Annotated in this window: 16 protein-coding genes; 11 read left to right on the top strand and 5 right to left on the bottom strand. The window is 50.2% G+C overall.

Annotated elements, in window-relative coordinates:
* The first annotated feature begins 5 nt into the window (after nucleotides 1-5).
* From hslV to rraA, 4 genes are all read left to right on the top strand, one after another.
* Nucleotides 6-536 (top strand): ATP-dependent protease subunit HslV, encoded by a 531-nt coding sequence (hslV, locus tag AB7038_RS11940; RefSeq protein ID WP_015422392.1) that lies wholly within the window; start codon nucleotides 6-8, stop codon nucleotides 534-536.
* Nucleotides 537-547: 11 nt separating this feature from the next.
* Complete coding sequence (hslU, locus tag AB7038_RS11935) at nucleotides 548-1,882, top strand: HslU--HslV peptidase ATPase subunit (protein WP_004236608.1); 1,335 nt, start codon at nucleotides 548-550, stop codon at nucleotides 1,880-1,882.
* A 114-nt stretch (nucleotides 1,883-1,996) separates the two neighbouring features.
* The gene (locus tag AB7038_RS11930; RefSeq protein ID WP_072871483.1) at nucleotides 1,997-2,926 is read left to right on the top strand and encodes a 1,4-dihydroxy-2-naphthoate polyprenyltransferase; all 930 of its coding nucleotides are present in this window, start codon (nucleotides 1,997-1,999) and stop codon (nucleotides 2,924-2,926) included.
* Between the two features lie 127 nt (nucleotides 2,927-3,053).
* On the top strand, nucleotides 3,054-3,587 hold the full coding sequence (gene rraA / locus AB7038_RS11925) for a ribonuclease E activity regulator RraA (RefSeq protein ID WP_072871485.1): 534 nt from the start codon (nucleotides 3,054-3,056) through the stop codon (nucleotides 3,585-3,587).
* Nucleotides 3,588-3,943: 356 nt separating this feature from the next.
* On the opposite strand, the gene zapB is transcribed toward rraA, so the two are convergent.
* Nucleotides 3,944-4,186, bottom strand: a complete 243-nt coding sequence (zapB, locus tag AB7038_RS11920) for a cell division protein ZapB (RefSeq protein ID WP_004236611.1) — start codon at nucleotides 4,184-4,186, stop codon at nucleotides 3,944-3,946.
* A gap of 315 nt (nucleotides 4,187-4,501) precedes the next feature.
* Between zapB and AB7038_RS11915 the strand changes: the two genes are divergently transcribed.
* The 4 genes from AB7038_RS11915 to glpQ all read left to right on the top strand — a co-directional run bounded on the left by AB7038_RS11915 (nucleotide 4,502) and on the right by glpQ (nucleotide 9,690).
* On the top strand, nucleotides 4,502-5,320 hold the full coding sequence (locus tag AB7038_RS11915; RefSeq protein WP_004240798.1) for an MIP/aquaporin family protein: 819 nt from the start codon (nucleotides 4,502-4,504) through the stop codon (nucleotides 5,318-5,320).
* A gap of 69 nt (nucleotides 5,321-5,389) precedes the next feature.
* The gene (gene glpK / locus AB7038_RS11910; RefSeq protein WP_368889522.1) at nucleotides 5,390-6,916 is read left to right on the top strand and encodes a glycerol kinase GlpK; all 1,527 of its coding nucleotides are present in this window, start codon (nucleotides 5,390-5,392) and stop codon (nucleotides 6,914-6,916) included.
* A 324-nt stretch (nucleotides 6,917-7,240) separates the two neighbouring features.
* A complete protein-coding gene (gene glpT / locus AB7038_RS11905; RefSeq protein WP_368889523.1) occupies nucleotides 7,241-8,593 on the top strand; it encodes a glycerol-3-phosphate transporter in 1,353 nt (450 codons plus the stop codon).
* 14 nt (nucleotides 8,594-8,607) lie between these two features.
* Complete coding sequence (glpQ, locus tag AB7038_RS11900) at nucleotides 8,608-9,690, top strand: glycerophosphodiester phosphodiesterase (RefSeq protein ID WP_369453384.1); 1,083 nt, start codon at nucleotides 8,608-8,610, stop codon at nucleotides 9,688-9,690.
* 66 nt (nucleotides 9,691-9,756) lie between these two features.
* Here the strand turns inward: glpQ and emrD are convergent, their stop codons facing one another.
* Entirely contained in the window at nucleotides 9,757-10,944 is a 1,188-nt protein-coding gene (gene emrD / locus AB7038_RS11895) for a multidrug efflux MFS transporter EmrD (RefSeq protein WP_072871494.1), read from the bottom strand.
* A gap of 325 nt (nucleotides 10,945-11,269) precedes the next feature.
* On the opposite strand from emrD, the gene fpr reads away from it, so the two are divergent.
* Nucleotides 11,270-12,019, top strand: coding sequence for a ferredoxin--NADP(+) reductase (fpr, locus tag AB7038_RS11890; protein WP_368889525.1), 750 nt, complete (start codon nucleotides 11,270-11,272; stop codon nucleotides 12,017-12,019).
* Between the two features lie 34 nt (nucleotides 12,020-12,053).
* On the opposite strand, the gene AB7038_RS11885 is transcribed toward fpr, so the two are convergent.
* Nucleotides 12,054-12,482 (bottom strand): DUF805 domain-containing protein, encoded by a 429-nt coding sequence (locus AB7038_RS11885; RefSeq protein ID WP_072871497.1) that lies wholly within the window; start codon nucleotides 12,480-12,482, stop codon nucleotides 12,054-12,056.
* 57 nt (nucleotides 12,483-12,539) lie between these two features.
* On the opposite strand from AB7038_RS11885, the gene AB7038_RS11880 reads away from it, so the two are divergent.
* Both AB7038_RS11880 and tpiA read left to right on the top strand, forming a co-directional pair.
* Nucleotides 12,540-13,160 carry a DUF1454 family protein gene (locus AB7038_RS11880; protein WP_368889526.1) on the top strand — a complete coding sequence of 207 codons (621 nt, stop codon included), beginning with the start codon at nucleotides 12,540-12,542 and terminating at the stop codon, nucleotides 13,158-13,160.
* Between the two features lie 133 nt (nucleotides 13,161-13,293).
* The gene (gene tpiA / locus AB7038_RS11875) at nucleotides 13,294-14,064 is read left to right on the top strand and encodes a triose-phosphate isomerase (protein ID WP_349419251.1); all 771 of its coding nucleotides are present in this window, start codon (nucleotides 13,294-13,296) and stop codon (nucleotides 14,062-14,064) included.
* A gap of 117 nt (nucleotides 14,065-14,181) precedes the next feature.
* On the opposite strand, the gene AB7038_RS11870 is transcribed toward tpiA, so the two are convergent.
* Nucleotides 14,182-15,513: a hypothetical protein gene (locus tag AB7038_RS11870; protein ID WP_369453383.1), complete on the bottom strand. Its 1,332-nt coding sequence runs from the start codon at nucleotides 15,511-15,513 to the stop codon at nucleotides 14,182-14,184.
* 361 nt (nucleotides 15,514-15,874) lie between these two features.
* On the bottom strand, nucleotides 15,875-16,417 hold the full coding sequence (locus AB7038_RS11865; RefSeq protein WP_369453382.1) for a phenylacetic acid degradation protein: 543 nt from the start codon (nucleotides 16,415-16,417) through the stop codon (nucleotides 15,875-15,877).
* Nucleotides 16,418-16,803 lie beyond the last annotated feature (386 nt).

Genomic DNA, 16,803 nt, shown 5'->3' with positions numbered 1-16,803 from the left:
GATTCATGACAACAATCGTAAGTGTTCGCCGTAATGGCCAGGTCGTAATTGGTGGTGATGGGCAGGCGACAATGGGTAATACCGTCATGAAAGGTAATGTCCGCAAAGTCCGCCGCCTCTATCACGACAAAGTCATTGCCGGTTTCGCCGGCGGCACCGCGGATGCCTTTACCCTCTTCGAACTGTTTGAACGCAAACTTGAACTCCATCAGGGACACCTGACAAAAGCCGCCGTTGAGCTCGCCAAAGACTGGCGTACCGACCGCATGCTGCGCAAACTGGAAGCCCTGCTGGCCGTTGCCGATGAAACCGCATCGCTGATTATCACCGGCCAGGGAGATGTCGTTCAGCCTGAAAATGATCTGATTGCCATTGGTTCCGGCGGCCCGTACGCCCAGGCAGCAGCCCGTGCCATGCTGGAAACCACCGATCTGAGTGCCCGTGAAATCGCGGAGCGCGCACTGACTATTGCCGGTGATATCTGTATCTACACCAACCACAATCTGAATTTTGAAGAATTACCTTCAAAAGCATAAGGATCGACGTTATGTCCGAAATGACTCCACGCGAAATTGTCAGCGAACTCGATAACCATATTATCGGCCAGGATAAAGCCAAACGTGCTGTTGCCATCGCGCTGCGTAACCGCTGGCGTCGTATGCAGCTTAATGAAGAGCTGCGTCACGAGGTCACCCCGAAAAATATTCTGATGATTGGCCCGACCGGTGTCGGTAAAACCGAAATTGCCCGTCGTCTCGCCAAACTGGCTAATGCGCCGTTTATCAAAGTCGAAGCCACCAAATTCACCGAAGTCGGTTATGTCGGTAAAGAAGTGGATTCCATTATCCGCGATCTGACGGATTCCGCCGTGAAAATGGTGCGTCTGCAGTCTATCGAAAAAAACCGTTTCCGTGCTGAGGAGATGGCCGAAGAACGCATTCTCGATGTGCTGATCCCGCCGGCAAAAAATAACTGGGGTCAGACTGACACCCAGGCAGAGCCGTCTGCGGCGCGCCAGGCATTCCGCAAAAAACTGCGCGAAGGCCAGCTGGATGACAAAGACATTGAAATTGAAGTCTCTGCCGCACCGATGGGTGTGGAAATCATGGCACCTCCGGGCATGGAAGAGATGACCAGCCAGTTACAGTCCATGTTCCAGAATCTGGCCGGACAGAAACAAAAACCACGCAAAATGAAGATCAAAGAAGCCTTCAAACTGCTGGTTGAGGAAGAAGCCGCCAAACTGGTGAATCCGGAAGAGCTGAAAGAGCAGGCTATTGAAGCGGTTGAACAGCACGGTATCGTGTTTATCGATGAGTTCGATAAAATCTGTAAGCGCGGCGGCCAGTCCTCCGGGCCGGATGTATCCCGCGAAGGGGTTCAGCGCGACCTGCTGCCGCTGATTGAAGGCTGCACTGTCTCCACCAAGCACGGCATGGTCAAAACTGACCACATCCTGTTTATCGCCTCCGGTGCGTTCCAGGTTTCCAGCCCGTCTGACCTGATCCCGGAATTACAGGGTCGTCTGCCTATCCGTGTGGAATTACAGGCGCTGACCACTGAAGATTTCGAGCGCATCCTGACCGAACCGAACGCCTCACTGACCGTTCAGTACAAAGCACTGATGGCTACCGAAGGTGTGGATATCACCTTTACTGCCGACGGCATCCGTAAAATTGCGGAATCCGCATGGCAGGTCAATGAAACCACCGAAAATATCGGTGCCCGTCGTTTACATACAGTGCTGGAACGATTAATGGAAGAAATTTCCTACGATGCCAGTGAAAAACAGGGGCAATCCATTGAGATCAATGCGGAATATGTGAAAGATCATCTGGATCAGCTCGTGGCTGATGAAGATTTAAGTCGCTTTATTCTGTAATTCGATAATAATCAGACATAATATTATTCAGACTGCACGGGTATAACCCACCCGGCAGTCTGCGTTATTATTTTTTGTCGTTATTATTACATTCTGAAAAGTAAGCGAGTTTCAATGTCAGTCACCCCTTCACCGGCCATCAGCCGTACCCAAGCCTGGCTGGAAAGCCTGCGGCCCAAAACATTACCTCTCGGGGTGATCGCGATTATTACCGGTTCCGCTCTGGCTTACTGGACCGGTCACTTTAAATTCCCTGTTGCCCTGCTCGCCCTTATCACCACCGGGATTCTGCAGATCCTGTCGAATCTGGCCAATGACTACGGCGATGCGGTAAAAGGTACCGATACCGAAGCTCGCCTCGGGCCGCTGCGCGGTATGCAGAAAGGTGTGATCACCGCCGCTCAGATGAAAAAGGCGCTGATTCTGACCGTCACCCTCGCCTGTCTGTCCGGGCTGGCACTGATTATTGTCGCCTGCGAGAAACCGGAAGATATTATCGGCTTCCTGGGGTTAGGTGTGGCGGCGATTATCGCTGCAATCACCTATACGGTCGGGAAAAAACCTTACGGCTACCTCGGGCTGGGTGATATCTCTGTTCTGATCTTTTTCGGCTGGCTGAGCGTGATAGGCACCTATTACCTGCAGGCCGGTTTTTTCAGCCCGCTGACCATTCTGCCGGCGACCGCCTGCGGACTGCTGTCTGTTGCGGTGCTGAATATCAATAATATGCGCGATATCGAAAATGATATCCTGACCGGGAAAAACACCCTGGCCGTCCGCCTCGGCCCGCTGAAATCCCGCTATTACCATGCCACCGTGATTACTGTAGCGTTCCTGTGCCTGGTGCTCTTTACCCTTCTCTATCTGCACGGCTGGTACAGCTGGCTGTTCCTGCTCTCCGCACCGGTACTGTTTATGCATATCAGACGTGTGCTGGGTGACATGACCGCCACAGGGATGCGTCCGCTGCTGGAACAGATGGTGAAAGCCGCACTGCTGGTCAATATCCTGTTTTCCGCAGGGCTTATCTGCCAGCGTCTGTAACCGGGATTTACGCCGAAATCTGCTGCTTTCTTGATTCAGATCGGAAAGCGGCCGCTGTTGATTTTGCAAACAACGGTGTGAAGGGGCTATACTGACTGTATCCGGCAGCAACCAGACGTAAAATCCTATGAAAAATGATACCTTCGACACCTCCGAGCTTTGTGACATTTACCAGGAAAATGTGAATGTCGTTGAACCCCTGTTTTCCAACTTCGGGGGCTGTTCATCGTTTGCGGGGCAAATCACCACCGTAAAATGCTTTGAAGATAACGGACTGCTCTTTGATCTCCTGGAAGAAGAGGGAGAGGGCCGTATTCTCCTCGTTGACGGGGGCGGGTCTGTCCGCCGTGCGCTGGTTGACGCGGAACTCGCGGCACTGGCAGTGCAGAACGGCTGGGAAGGTATTGTGGTATACGGCGCAGTGCGTCAGGTGGATGATCTGGCTGAAATGGATATCGGTATCCAGGCGATGGCCGCGATCCCGGCAGGCTGCGGTTCAGAAGGTATCGGCGACAGTGATATCCGCGTGAATTTCGGCGGTGTAACCTTCTTCTCCGGCGATTATCTGTATGCGGATAACACCGGGATTATCCTGTCAGATATCCCGCTGACCCTTCAGGAAGAAAATGATGACGATGAAGACGAGCTGACCGAAGCGTAATCCTCATCAGACACACAGACAGCAAAAAGGGCGGAATATCCGCCCTTTTGTCGTTATGACACAAGATAAAAACCGCATCACACTCAATTATTCGTTTTGCAGCAATACCGCGATTACGCTAAATCATTCGTTTTGCAGCAAGGCGGCGAAGTGAGGACGTCCCCGGGAGCATACACCAGTATGTGACCGGGGAGCTGAGCGAAGCCAACACAGCCACAGCATCAAAGCCGCGATTACGCTAAATCATTCGTTCTGTGGCAAGGCGGTGAAGCGAAGAGCCCCGGGAGCATACATCAGTATGTGACCGGGGAGCTGAGCGAAGCCAACACAGCCACAGGGCGAAGGATGACGCGTAATTACTGGACGTCGTCCATTTTTCCGAGCAAAGCCCGCAGACGCTCCTGCCAGCCTGCCTGTTCCTGCTTCAGCTGCTCGTTTTCACGCACCAGTGACTCACGGGCACCGGCTGCATTCTGCACTTCACGGTTCAGGTTGTTGTTCGTTTCTTTTAATTCGTCGATTTCCATCTGTAACAGGGTGATGGTGTCGATAGCCTGCTGGACTTTTGCTTCCAGCTTTTCAAATACTTCAAATGACATCTTGCGTCCTCCTTGTAAGCGATGCTCTGATTGTAAGTAGGTGTTATCAATGTGTCCAGTCACATCCCGTGTATTCCCCATAATGCAGCAGAATAAAATCCGGCTGATATTCGCCTGAATGTTGACTGCTTGTTACAAAATAAGCGAAATCGCTCAATTTGTTGACGAGATCCACAGTTTTTTATTTCGTTATTTCTCGTTTCCGCTCATTAACGATAAATTCACACTAAGACATACGTCTGATACACGAAGAACATCATTTGTTAATAATTTGCACTTATTTCACCCTAATTTTGCACTATCAGGATTGATACTATGAGTCTAATGAAATCTCCGACCCTCTTCGGACAATGTCTCTCCGAATTCCTGGGTACAGCACTGCTGGTCTTCTTTGGTTTAGGCTGTGTGGCCGCGGTTCGTATCGCCGGTGCACAACTGGGATTATGGGAAGTCAGTATCATCTGGGGTCTGGGCGTGGCACTGGCGGTGTATCTGACTGCCGGGATCTCCGGCGCGCATCTTAACCCGGCTGTCACACTCGCGCTCTGGCTGTTTGCCTGCTTTGAGCGCCGCAAAGTTATTCCGTATATTGTGGCCCAATTCCTCGGCGGGTTTGCCGCTGCGGCGCTGGTTTATGCCATGTATTACAATGTGTTCCTCGATTATGACCAGGTGCATCATATTGTGCGCGGCTCACAGGAAAGCCTCTTTACCGCCGGGGTTTTCTCCACCTATCCGGCAGCGCCGGTCAGCGTGGGTCAGGCGTTCTTTATCGAAGTGGTGATCGCCGCTATCCTCGTCTGTCTTATCCTGGCACTGACCGATGACGGCAACGGTGTGCCGCGCGGCCCGCTGGCACCGCTGCTGATTGGCCTGCTGATTGCGGTTATCGGCGGCTCCTTCGGTCCGCTGACCGGCTTCGCCCTTAACCCTGCCCGTGACTTCGGCCCGAAAGTGGTTGCATACCTTGCAGGCTGGGGAGATATTGCCTTCACCGGCGGGCGTGATATCCCGTATTTCCTGGTACCGATGTTTGCGCCGATCGTCGGCGGGTTACTCGGTGCATTCGGTTACCGCAAGCTGATCGGCCGCCATCTGCCGTGCGAAGTGTGCAATACCGGGGACGAGAAATAATACCGCAGCGAATCACGTACTCTGACGTTATCGCGTGTTTGTTCACTCAGAAATAAAACAGGTTTAATTATGACAACAGAAACAATCACCCGTGAGAAAAAGTATATCGTCGCGCTGGATCAGGGAACCACCAGTTCACGGGCGGTACTTTTTGATCGTAATGCCAATATTATCGATATCGCGCAGCGCGAATTCACCCAAATTTACCCGAAACCGGGCTGGGTGGAACATGACCCGATGGAAATCTGGGCCACACAGAGCTCAGTCTTAACCGAAGTCCTCGCCAAAACTGACGTGCATCCGGACGAAGTCGCTGCTATCGGTATCACCAACCAGCGCGAAACCACCATCGTCTGGGAAAAAGAGACCGGCAAACCGGTTTACAATGCAATTGTCTGGCAGTGCCGCCGGACGGCAGATTACTGCACCGGTCTCAAACAGAATGAAGAGATGGTCCGCTATATCCGGGAAAATACCGGCCTGGTCATCGACCCGTATTTCTCCGGTACCAAAGTGAAGTGGATCCTCGACAATGTCGAAGGCGCGCGGGAGAAGGCGGAGAAAGGGGAATTACTGTTCGGGACTGTCGATACCTGGCTGGTCTGGCGCATGACCCAGGGACGTGTGCACGTCACCGATCACACCAACGCCTCGCGTACCATGCTGTATAACATCCGTTCACTGGAGTGGGATCAGAAAATCCTCGACCTGTTCGGCATTCCGCGCGCCATGCTGCCGGAAGTGAAAGCGTCCTCGGAAATCTACGGCAAAACCAACATCGGCGGGAAAGGCGGCACCCGTATTCCTGTCGCCGGTATCGCCGGTGACCAGCAGGCGGCGCTGTTCGGCCAGATGTGTGTTCAGCCGGGTATGGCGAAAAACACCTACGGCACCGGCTGCTTCCTGCTGATGAACACCGGTAACGAAGCGGTACTGTCCGAACACGGCCTGCTGACCACCATCGCCTGCGGTCCGCGCGGTGAAGTGAATTATGCCCTTGAGGGCGCGGTATTTGTGGCCGGCGCCTCCATTCAGTGGCTGCGTGACGAGATGAAAATCATTGCCGATGCCACCGATTCAGAATATTTCGCCACCAAAGTCAAAGACAGCAACGGCGTGTATGTGGTGCCCGCCTTCACCGGCCTGGGCGCACCTTACTGGGATCCGTATGCGCGTGGTGCTATTTTCGGCCTGACCCGGGGTGTAAACAGCAATCACCTGATCCGCGCCACCCTGGAATCTATCGCCTATCAGACCCGCGACGTGCTGGAAGCCATGCAGGCCGATGCCGGCACCCGTCTGAAGGCACTGCGTGTGGATGGCGGTGCGGTGGCAAACAATTTCCTGATGCAGTTCCAGTCCGATATTCTGGGAACGCCCGTAGAGCGCCCGCTGATCCGCGAAAGTACCGCACTGGGTGCGGCACTGCTGGCCGGGTTATCCACCGGGTTCTGGCAGGACCCGGAGGAAATAAAAGCCAAATCCACCATCGAGAAAACCTTCCGCCCGGGCATTGAAACAACGGAACGGAATGTCCGCTACAGCGGCTGGAAAAAAGCTGTTGCCCGCGCACAGGACTGGGAAGAACACAACTAATCCCCCCTTTCCTTTTATTTGCTCTCTGCCGCCGGTTAATACCGGCGGTTTTTTATGCGCGAAAACAATAATCACCAACAGAACAAAAACCCGCCTCACCCGGTAAAAGTATATATCCGCAGACCAAACTCCCGGACACGCGTCAGAGATCACAAAAAACAACCAACTGTAATCAATATGTAACCGCGTGTGCTGACATTCACAGTAATAACGAATAAAAACGAATAATCTGTGAGCGCAAAGGAAAATATATGAAGAAAACCGCTGCTGTTCCGGTAAACTTCGTCACCAAATACTGACAAATACTTAGCAAGGGGGATGTCTATGCTAAGCCTGTTTAAACCTGCACCGCACATTCAGAGGCTCAGTGCTGATCGCATTGATCCGGTATACCGCCGTCTGCGCTGGCAAATTTTTATAGGTATCTTTTTTGGCTATGCTGCCTATTATCTGGTCCGGAAAAATTTCGCCCTCGCCTTCCCCAATCTGATGGAGCAGGGATTTTCCAAAGGCGAACTGGGGACGGCATTATCTGCAATCTCCATTGCTTATGGTCTTTCCAAATTTATCATGGGGTCGTTTTCTGACCGGGCTAACCCGCGCTATTTTCTCCCGACCGGACTTATCCTTGCCTCGGCTGTCATGCTTATCATGGGCTTTTGCGACTGGGCAACCTCTTCCGTCTGGGTTATGGCTATTCTGCTGTTTCTCTGCGGATGGTTCCAGGGGATGGGCTGGCCGCCATGCGGACGTACCATGGTGCACTGGTGGTCACAGAAAGAGCGCGGCGGGATTGTATCAATCTGGAACTGTGCCCATAACGTCGGCGGCGGCTTACCGCCGATGCTGATGCTGCTGGGGATGTATTGGTTCGGTGACTGGAAAGCAGCGTTTTATATGCCGGCATTTGCTGCCATTCTGGTGGCACTCATCGCATTTGCCCTGATGCGGGATACCCCGCAATCCTGTGGCTTACCGCCAATCGAAGAATACAAAAACGACTATCCTGATGATTACACAGAGAACAGCGAGGTTGAACTGACGGCAAAACAGATCTTCATGCAGTACATTCTGCCGAATAAGTTACTGTGGTATATCGCTTTTGCTAACGTCTTTGTTTATTTGCTGCGTTACGGCGTGCTCGACTGGTCACCGACCTATCTCCGGGAAGTCAAACACTTCGATATAACAGGCTATTCTGTCGCCTATTTCCTGTATGAATGGGCGGGGATCCCGGGCACGCTGCTGTGCGGCTGGATGTCAGATAAAATCTTCAAAGGAAACCGCGGTGCAACCGGGGTGTTCTTTATGACGCTGGTGACGATTGCCACCGTGGTCTTCTGGCTCAACCCGCCGGGTAACCCGACCATTGATATGGCGTGTATGATCACCATCGGCTTCCTGATTTACGGCCCGGTCATGCTGATCGGCCTGCATGCCCTGGAACTGGCACCGAAAAAAGCGGCCGGTACTGCCGCCGGATTTACCGGATTATTCGGCTATCTCGGCGGTTCTGTGGCAGCGAGTGCAATTGTCGGCTTTACCGTGGATTATTTCGGCTGGGACGGCGGTTTCGGTGTCATGATCGGCGGCAGCCTGCTTGCGGTCCTGCTGCTGTTAGTGGTGATGCGTGGTGAGAAGAAACATCACGATGAAATCGCCCGCAATAAAGCATAAGCGGAGACAGACCGATGAATATATCCCGTCAGTTTTATCTTGTCAGTGCCCTTGCGGGTGCCGTGCTCTGCGGCTCTGCCGCTTTTGCAGCAGACAATAAGATTGTGATTGCACATCGCGGTGCCAGCGGCTATCTGCCGGAGCATACCCTGCCGGCCAAAGCGATGGCATATGCGCAGGGTGCTGATTATCTGGAACAGGATCTGGTGATGACCAAAGATGATGAACTCATCGTCCTGCATGATCATTATCTCGACCGTGTTACCGATGTGGCAAAACGCTTTCCGGATCGCGCACGTAAAGATGGCCGTTACTACGCCATCGATTTTACCCTCGCGGAGATTAAATCCCTGAGATTTACTGAGGGGTTTGAAATCGAAAACGGTAAAGCGGTACAAAAATATCCGGGTCGTTTTCCGATGGAAAAATCAGATTTCCGTATTCATACCTTTCAGGAAGAACTTGAGTTCATTCAGGGTCTGAATCATTCCACCGGAAAAAACACCGGGATTTACCCGGAAATCAAAGCGCCGTGGTTCCACCGTCAGGAAGGTAAAGATATCACCCGTAAAACCCTGGAAGTGCTGAAAGCATACGGCTACCAGACTAAAGATTCCGGGGTATTTCTTCAGTGTTTCGATCCGAATGAATTAAAGCGCATCAAAAATGAGCTGATGCCGGAAATGAAGATGGATCTGATGCTGATACAGCTGATCGCTTACACCGACTGGCAGGAAACCTTTGAGCAGAATGCGGAAGGCAAATGGGTCAACTATAACTATGACTGGATGATGTCTCCCGGTGCGATGAGTAAAATCGCAGCATATGCTGATGGCATCGGGCCTGATTATCATATGCTTATCAGCAAAGAATCCAAACCGGACCACATCACTCTGACGCCGATGGCAAAAGAGGCACACGCTTCGCAACTGATGATCCATCCGTTTACTGTCCGCACGGATGCCTTGCCGCCGTATGCGGAGAACACTGAACAGTTATTTGATGCTATTTATATTCAGGCCGGAGCAGAAGGGTTATTTACTGATTTTCCGGACAAAGGCATACAGTTTCTGCAAAAACATAAACTGCATCAGTGATCACTCCGCTGCGGAACAAAACAACGGGCACAACAGTGCCCGTTTTCTTTATATCAGAAGCCTGACTCAGGATGCCATCGGCTGCTGATTCTGCAACCGGTGAGCCAGCGGCAGCCAGCACAATACCATAATCACAGAGACTGCCAGCATCAGCAGACCGACACTGCCCTGTCCGCCCTGCGGCATCAGTGCGGAAATCCAGGTGGCAACACCGGAGCCCACATTCTGCAATCCGCCCACCAGCGCACCCGCAGCCCCCGCCAGATACGGGAACGGCTCCATGGCCGCCGTGGTTGCCAGCGGAAACAGCATCCCGGCACCAAAGAAAAACAGCGCAGCCGGGATCAGTAAGGTCCAGACATTCATCACGCCCAGCAATCCCGGGATCCACATCAGCGCCCCGGCCACCAGGCAGCAGATTACCGCACACCACACCAGAAAACTGAAGGATTTACTGTCCCGCCCGGCAAACCAGGCACCGAAAAATGCTGCCGGGATCGGCAGAATAAACAGAATACTCACCGCCATACTGCCCAGTCCCAGGCCGTCGCGCATCAGCACGCCGCTGGAGGCTTCAAATACCGCCACCCCGGCCAGGCCGCAAATCAGCATCGCCAGATACGGCACAAATGTCCGGTTGGTCAGCAGCAGACGGAAAGAGGCCCACATTTTAGGTTTCTCTTTCATCGGCGGACGGGTTTCCGGCAGCTTGTGCCACATGTTGTAACCCACCGCCAGGCCGAGCAGGAGCAGAAACGCATAACAGGCACGCCAACCGAAGAAAAACGCCAGCGCACCACCGAGCATCGGGGCGATCAGCGGACTGACCAGGATCCCCATATTCAGCAGGCTGTTGGCGTAGCGCAGGGAAATCCCGGTATATAAATCACGCGGCATGGTTCGCGCCATCACCCCGGCCACCCCGGTCCCCAATCCCTGTAACCCGCTGGCAATGACCAGCATGGTCAGGTTTGGTGAAAACAGCGCGGCAGTCGTGGATAATACATAAATAAATAACCCGGTGAGGATCACCGGACGACGACCGATTTTATCTGAAATCGGCCCGTAAATAAGCTGGGATGCACCATAGGTAAATAAATACGCCGCCATCACGCTCTGCACGGCACCCGCCGGTTTACCGAAATCCAGCGCAATATCCGTTATTACAGGCACATACACTGTCTGCGTCATTTGCCCGACAGCAATCAGCGCAATCAGCATTACCAGCAGATGAAAGTTTTCCAGTTTTTTCATTTTTATTGTCAGTCTTTACATTGTTACCGGGAGGGCACAGCACAATTCCGGCAGTGATAATTACTGCCGGAATCAGTCATACTTGCGATACTGTATAAAATAGCAAATTAAAAAAATTTTGGGAGATAGTTCACACATTTATTTTTGTCACAGAACGGCCGTTTTTATGCTGTTTCCGGCAACTAAACTGTACAGTTCATCCTGATTTATCGTATTCATGCGACAGGATCCTCTGACGCATTTAATCGATACATTTTTCCCCGTTGGCTTATTACACTGGTTTACATATTAATAACGACCATTCTGCGACTGACGGAGGATATGCATGTCAAACTGGATCACAGGACGTGTCACACGAATCACACACCATACTGATACCTTATTCAGCCTGCATGTTCAGGCACCTGTCCTTCCGTTTACGGCGGGACAATTCGCCAAACTCGGCCTGGAAATTGACGGCGAACGCACACAGCGCGCTTATTCTTATGTTAATGCACCGGATGATGATGACCTCGAATTTTATCTGGTCACGGTCGGCGACGGTAAACTCAGCCCACGGCTCGCAGCCCTGACCCCGGGTGATGAACTGCTCATTACCGATGAAGCGGCCGGTTTTTTTGTGCTTGATGAAATACCGGACTGCGACACCCTCTGGATGCTCTCCACCGGCACCGCCATCGGCCCGTTTTTATCTATTCTGCAATATGGCAAAGATCTGGATCGGTTCCGTCATATTGTGCTGGTGCATGCCGTGCGTTATGCCGCCGACCTGAGCTATCTGCCGCTGATGCGGGAACTGCAGAAAAAAATCGGGAGTGACAAACTGCGGATCGTGACTGTCGTCAGCCGGGAACATGCGGAAGGCTCACTGCATGGCCGGGTACCGGCGCTGATCAGTTCCGGTGAGCTGGAAGCCGCCGCCGGATTACCGCTGACCGCCGAAAACAACCATGTGATGCTGTGCGGTAACCCGGAGATGGTAAAAGATACACAAAATCTGCTGAAGACCGAACGCGAAATGCGCAAACACCTGCGCCGCAAACCCGGGCATATCACCAGCGAGCAATACTGGTGATACCCTGACAGCGGGTTCGCCCGCTGTCTCTGCCTCAGTGGCTGTCGATTTTGTCCACCGGCTGTGTGCTTTCCCCGAAGCGGTTGCCCTCATCAAGACTTTTAAACACACCGCAGTCGAGCACCATGATCATCACGATAAAAATCGGCAGAAAACGCCCCAGCCCCCACTGCCAGAAATCACCGGCGAGGCTCCAGTCCGGCGTAGTCAGTGCCCATGCCATCACCAGCATTAACGCCCAGCCGCCGCGCTTGTTGCGGTCATGCAGGCGTTTGGTAAAAATCGCGGCTGCGGGGTACATCACCACCAATACCGGTACCATAACCACTTCAACAGGCAGCTTAAACAGCCCCTGTAATGACATCAGGAGAAACAGCACTGCGCCGCACACGCCGATCCCCGCCCAGAATGCTTTGCGGCCGATCCGCCCGTGAAACGAAAACGCCCATTGTTGTAGTGTCATTTCTCTTTCCTAATCGTGTACACTGGTTATATTGCAGACGGACCACAGGGAGTCGCTATGAACGCAGTCAAAAAAACCGCACTGGCCGCCCTGACAGCGGGATGCACACTGCTGCCCGTCACACCGGCTGTGGCTGGTGACGCGGCACTGATCCCCATCCCCAGCCCGCCGGAAACACTCTGGCTTCAGGCGGATTCACCTGCTTTCGGCATCACCATCCCCGTTATGCGCGAACAGTTTAACCGCAACAACCCGTCGCTGCCATTACGGGAATACAAAGTCGTGGCTTCAAACGATATTACCGCCAGCTATCTGCGGGCAGCAACCCGCATCAGCCCTTATATTTACTCTTCCGCCATCCTTGAGCGTGACAGTGAAAAAATCAAAAGTCTCCAGCTGACACTGCTGCCCGGCGCGGACAGCGCGGCAGAAAAAACCAACCGCGATCTGATGCTGGCCTATATTAAGGCACTGATTATTCAGTTCGAACCGACACTCAATAAAAACAATATTGATGCTGCCCTGAGCCGGGCGCTGGCAACGGATTTCAAAACCGGCACTTACGCCTCTCAATTCGGTGCATTACGCTATCTTCTGGTAGTTGATAGTAAAAATGGGGTAACTTTCGCTATTGAACCGATTAAGCTTTCACTATCTAATAGTGAAACGACACAGTAAACCGTGGCCGAAAAGCAAAGCTATTTCGCGCCGCTTTCACTATACTGTCTCTCTGTTTGCCTGTTCGCCGCTCTGCGCGGACAATGGTAATAAAGCTTAAGTCATTTAACTCATTCCGGCAGGAGGAAATACAATGCGACATCCCTTAGTCATGGGTAACTGGAAGCTGAACGGCAGCAGTAAAATGGTTCATGAGCTGATCACCGCTCTGCGTCATGAAATCGGCAATGTCACCGGATGTGATGTTGCGATCGCACCACCGGCAATTTATCTCTCTCAGGCCAAACAGGTTCTGGCGGGCTCCTCCATTGTGCTGGGTGCCCAGGATACCGGTCTGAATCTCTCCGGCGCATTCACCGGCGAAACCTCCCCTGAGATGCTGAAAGACATCGGCGCACACTACATCATTATCGGCCATTCTGAGCGCCGTACTTACCACGGTGAAAGTGATGAATTAGTGGCAGAGAAATTCGCGGTTCTGAAAAAACTGGGGCTGACCCCGGTACTGTGCATCGGTGAATCCGAAGCAGAAAATGAAGCGGGTAAAACCGAAGAAGTCTGCGCACGTCAGATTGATGCCGTTCTGAACACTCAGGGTGCAGATGCGTTCCTCGGCGCGGTTATTGCTTATGAGCCAATCTGGGCTATCGGTACCGGCAAATCCGCCACTCCTGCCCAGGCACAGGCGGTACATAAATTTATCCGCAGCCATATCGCGAAGAAAGATGCAAAAGTGGCAGAGCAGGTCATTATCCAGTACGGCGGTTCTGTAAATGATAAAAACGCCGCAGAGCTGTTCACCCAGCCGGATATCGACGGTGCATTAGTCGGCGGCGCATCACTGAAAGCGGATGCTTTCGCCGTGATCGTCAAAGCCGCAGCGGCAGCCAAAGCTGCAAAATAATTTCCGGATTCCGGACAGCAACAACGTGCGGGGTATCATTACCCCGCACTCTATACAGTTATTAATTCCCGGCTAAACGCTTTCTGATATATAACGTAAATATCACAGGCCCGGCTCTTACGCCTGAATAAAAAACCACCAATTTCGTTTGTAATTTACATTGTCGAGAAATGTAGACCCCATTGCTTTCCGATCACCCTGGCCATCTTTATTTTCTATTACTTTCAAAAATTTAGAATGATATTCTGCATTGAAGAATTTAAAATAAATACGTTCAGGGCTCATCATACAAAAAATTTCCCACTGATATGTTTTCTTAGTTGGTACATGATCGGAATTAATTAATCCAACCCATGCTTGTTGGTCACCATCCTTATCCATATCTGCTGACAGGTATAAGTAATAACTGTCATTTTTTGTTGCCTGATGTTCATTGTGGATAAAGAAATTCGTATTTTCCCGGCTTATAGTTTTTATCGTCCATTTGAATCTGTTAGCCAATTCCTTTTTACCACCATACACCTTAATATCTGCGTAACTATTCTTTGCTGATTTCAGATAAACAGAATATGCACCACCTGAGTAATAATTCCCATTTACAATATACTTATCTTTACCGTCAAACAATTCACGAATCTCTTTCGGAAATTGAAGAAATAGATCAGCATCTTTTTTATCATTAGAGAAATGAAGTACGTGAGCACATTTAATTAACCCACTGGAGAAATTGGATATTGACCAATACATTACTTTACCCAAAAACTTATAATTATCATCCTTCTCAGTATCATATAGATAACGCAAAATATCCACACCAGACATATAGTCTGTATTTATAATATCAGATACCTTTTTTAAAAAAATATCCTCCTGATAAAACGAATATACATTATAATCGCCAAATAGTTTTATTTGATCAAACGGTGACCACAGAGTATCCTTAACTAAAGAATAGAAGCCGACTTTTTTTAATGCGTCGATTGTGTTTCTTAAGCTATCGTCATCAACACCATATAATATAACCCTCCCATTGTCTTTATTTAATATTCTCCTGATATCATCAGCACACGATTTTGTAATGGGTGCTCCCATCACTGTAATATAGTCAGCAAAATCATTTTTAATATAGTTTGTGGTATCCAATGAATCATAATTTTTTACCGGAATTCTGTTCGGTATCCGTGAACCTTTATCATCACCATTACTGACAACCTGATGCTGATGGTTAACATTATAGGACTCAGTAAATCCTGTGATGATATCACTATCGTAGATCCTTCCCTCCCCCCAATAATCAACTATTTTAATTTTTACCGATGTATTATCGCCATCCAAAGGAACTGTCTTATATTTTTCAGTATAAGGAAAGTCTGAATAATAATACTTCAGATTTTTATTTACACTATAATTAGGCTGAGGCGCAGACTCCCATTCATCTTCTTTATACATAATATACTCCTGAATTGTTTTTATTCAGATAGTTAAAATAACAAAACAATAAATATTATTTAGCTAATTGACAGAAAAATGCAGCAACAATAATAATCATGAACAAAAATAAGTTGAAATAATAACAATATATATAAATTCATATCAAATAAAATATTTATATACAATATTTTTGTTTCATTCTATTCTAAACACAATCATGGCAATGTAGTGATTACCAAAAAACAGAAATCTCATAATAAAACCATATCAGCAGCAGGACGAAAACCGTAAAGTCATCTCCGGACTCCGGACAGCAAAAAGCGGCGAAATCACCGCTTTTTGCATCGTAACATCAGAACCGATACTGTCGTTGTAAATATTAGTTTTTCCAGTTTACGTTATTTTTATTTGCTCTTTTAAACACATCCCGTACCCTTTCAATAATATCGATCTGCGCTTTTGTTGGTTGTCCCTCTAATGTCGCCACATTTTCCAATAACGACAGGAATGTCACAATCATTTCAGGTGTGAATTGCTTTATACTTAATTTAAGTATATGAGGAATACTTTGATCAAAGTTCAGCTCGTTATCATGTACCAGGTGTGACGATGACGAAAACAAATCCGCAGCATCCTGGTTGTCCAGGTTAAAGTTATCCGTAAACAGCGTAATCACCGTCTGCTTTTGCTCCCGGGATATTTCACCTTCCTGCTTCAGAGCGCCGACAATAATAACCGCCGCCGCTTCCGTGGCTGTCGGCAAATTATAAATAGGTTTCACGCCGTACTGTTTTTGCCACTTTCGCCGCCGGGCCCAGGTAAACGGATTAAACGAGTTCAGGTCTACACCTGAGTTTTGTAATGAATGTAACGCCCATACAAGCGCAGCTAACGCTGAAATTGCAGCAATAATAATATGCATATTGAGGTCTGCCCCACTGTCCTTATGAATCCGGTATCCGACTTATCTTAAATTCACCATGTTACAGACAGATATGCAACAAAAAAGAACCGCACAATCCTCTAAATCATTCAGTCTGTGGCAAGGCGGCAAAGTGAAGACATCCCCGGGAGCATACATCAGTATGTGACCCGGGCGATGAATGAAGCCAACACCGCCACAGGCTGAAGGACAATTCACGCAATATTCACGGAATCCTCTAAATCATTCAGTTTGTGGCAAGGCGGCAAAATGAAGAGTCCGGGGAGCATACATCAGTATGTGACCGGGGTGGACGAACGCAGCCAACACGGCCACGGTCTCAAGGACAATTCGCGCAATCCTCTAAATCATTCAGTCTGTGGCAA

This window comes from Morganella morganii (genome assembly GCF_041099235.1).
GTDB classification, from domain to species: Bacteria; Pseudomonadota; Gammaproteobacteria; order Enterobacterales; family Enterobacteriaceae; genus Morganella; species Morganella morganii_E.
The sequence above is the reverse complement of the archived record's forward strand: the minus strand, read 5'-3'. Positions and strand labels throughout refer to the sequence as shown.

Excerpts from the sequence above, each read along its gene's own strand:
- tpiA (WP_349419251.1), top strand. The coding sequence starts at position 13,294 with ATGCGACATCCCTTAGTCATGGGTAACTGGAAGCTGAACGGCAGCAGT.
- glpQ (WP_369453384.1), top strand. The coding sequence starts at position 8,608 with ATGAATATATCCCGTCAGTTTTATCTTGTCAGTGCCCTTGCGGGTGCC.
- hslV (WP_015422392.1), top strand. The coding sequence starts at position 6 with ATGACAACAATCGTAAGTGTTCGCCGTAATGGCCAGGTCGTAATTGGT.
- AB7038_RS11885 (WP_072871497.1), bottom strand. The coding sequence starts at position 12,482 with ATGACACTACAACAATGGGCGTTTTCGTTTCACGGGCGGATCGGCCGC.
- AB7038_RS11865 (WP_369453382.1), bottom strand. The coding sequence starts at position 16,417 with ATGCATATTATTATTGCTGCAATTTCAGCGTTAGCTGCGCTTGTATGG.
- glpT (WP_368889523.1), top strand. The coding sequence starts at position 7,241 with ATGCTAAGCCTGTTTAAACCTGCACCGCACATTCAGAGGCTCAGTGCT.
- rraA (WP_072871485.1), top strand. The coding sequence starts at position 3,054 with ATGAAAAATGATACCTTCGACACCTCCGAGCTTTGTGACATTTACCAG.
- emrD (WP_072871494.1), bottom strand. The coding sequence starts at position 10,944 with ATGAAAAAACTGGAAAACTTTCATCTGCTGGTAATGCTGATTGCGCTG.
- fpr (WP_368889525.1), top strand. The coding sequence starts at position 11,270 with ATGTCAAACTGGATCACAGGACGTGTCACACGAATCACACACCATACT.
- zapB (WP_004236611.1), bottom strand. The coding sequence starts at position 4,186 with ATGTCATTTGAAGTATTTGAAAAGCTGGAAGCAAAAGTCCAGCAGGCT.
- AB7038_RS11915 (WP_004240798.1), top strand. The coding sequence starts at position 4,502 with ATGAGTCTAATGAAATCTCCGACCCTCTTCGGACAATGTCTCTCCGAA.
- AB7038_RS11930 (WP_072871483.1), top strand. The coding sequence starts at position 1,997 with ATGTCAGTCACCCCTTCACCGGCCATCAGCCGTACCCAAGCCTGGCTG.
- hslU (WP_004236608.1), top strand. The coding sequence starts at position 548 with ATGTCCGAAATGACTCCACGCGAAATTGTCAGCGAACTCGATAACCAT.
- AB7038_RS11880 (WP_368889526.1), top strand. The coding sequence starts at position 12,540 with ATGAACGCAGTCAAAAAAACCGCACTGGCCGCCCTGACAGCGGGATGC.
- glpK (WP_368889522.1), top strand. The coding sequence starts at position 5,390 with ATGACAACAGAAACAATCACCCGTGAGAAAAAGTATATCGTCGCGCTG.
- AB7038_RS11870 (WP_369453383.1), bottom strand. The coding sequence starts at position 15,513 with ATGTATAAAGAAGATGAATGGGAGTCTGCGCCTCAGCCTAATTATAGT.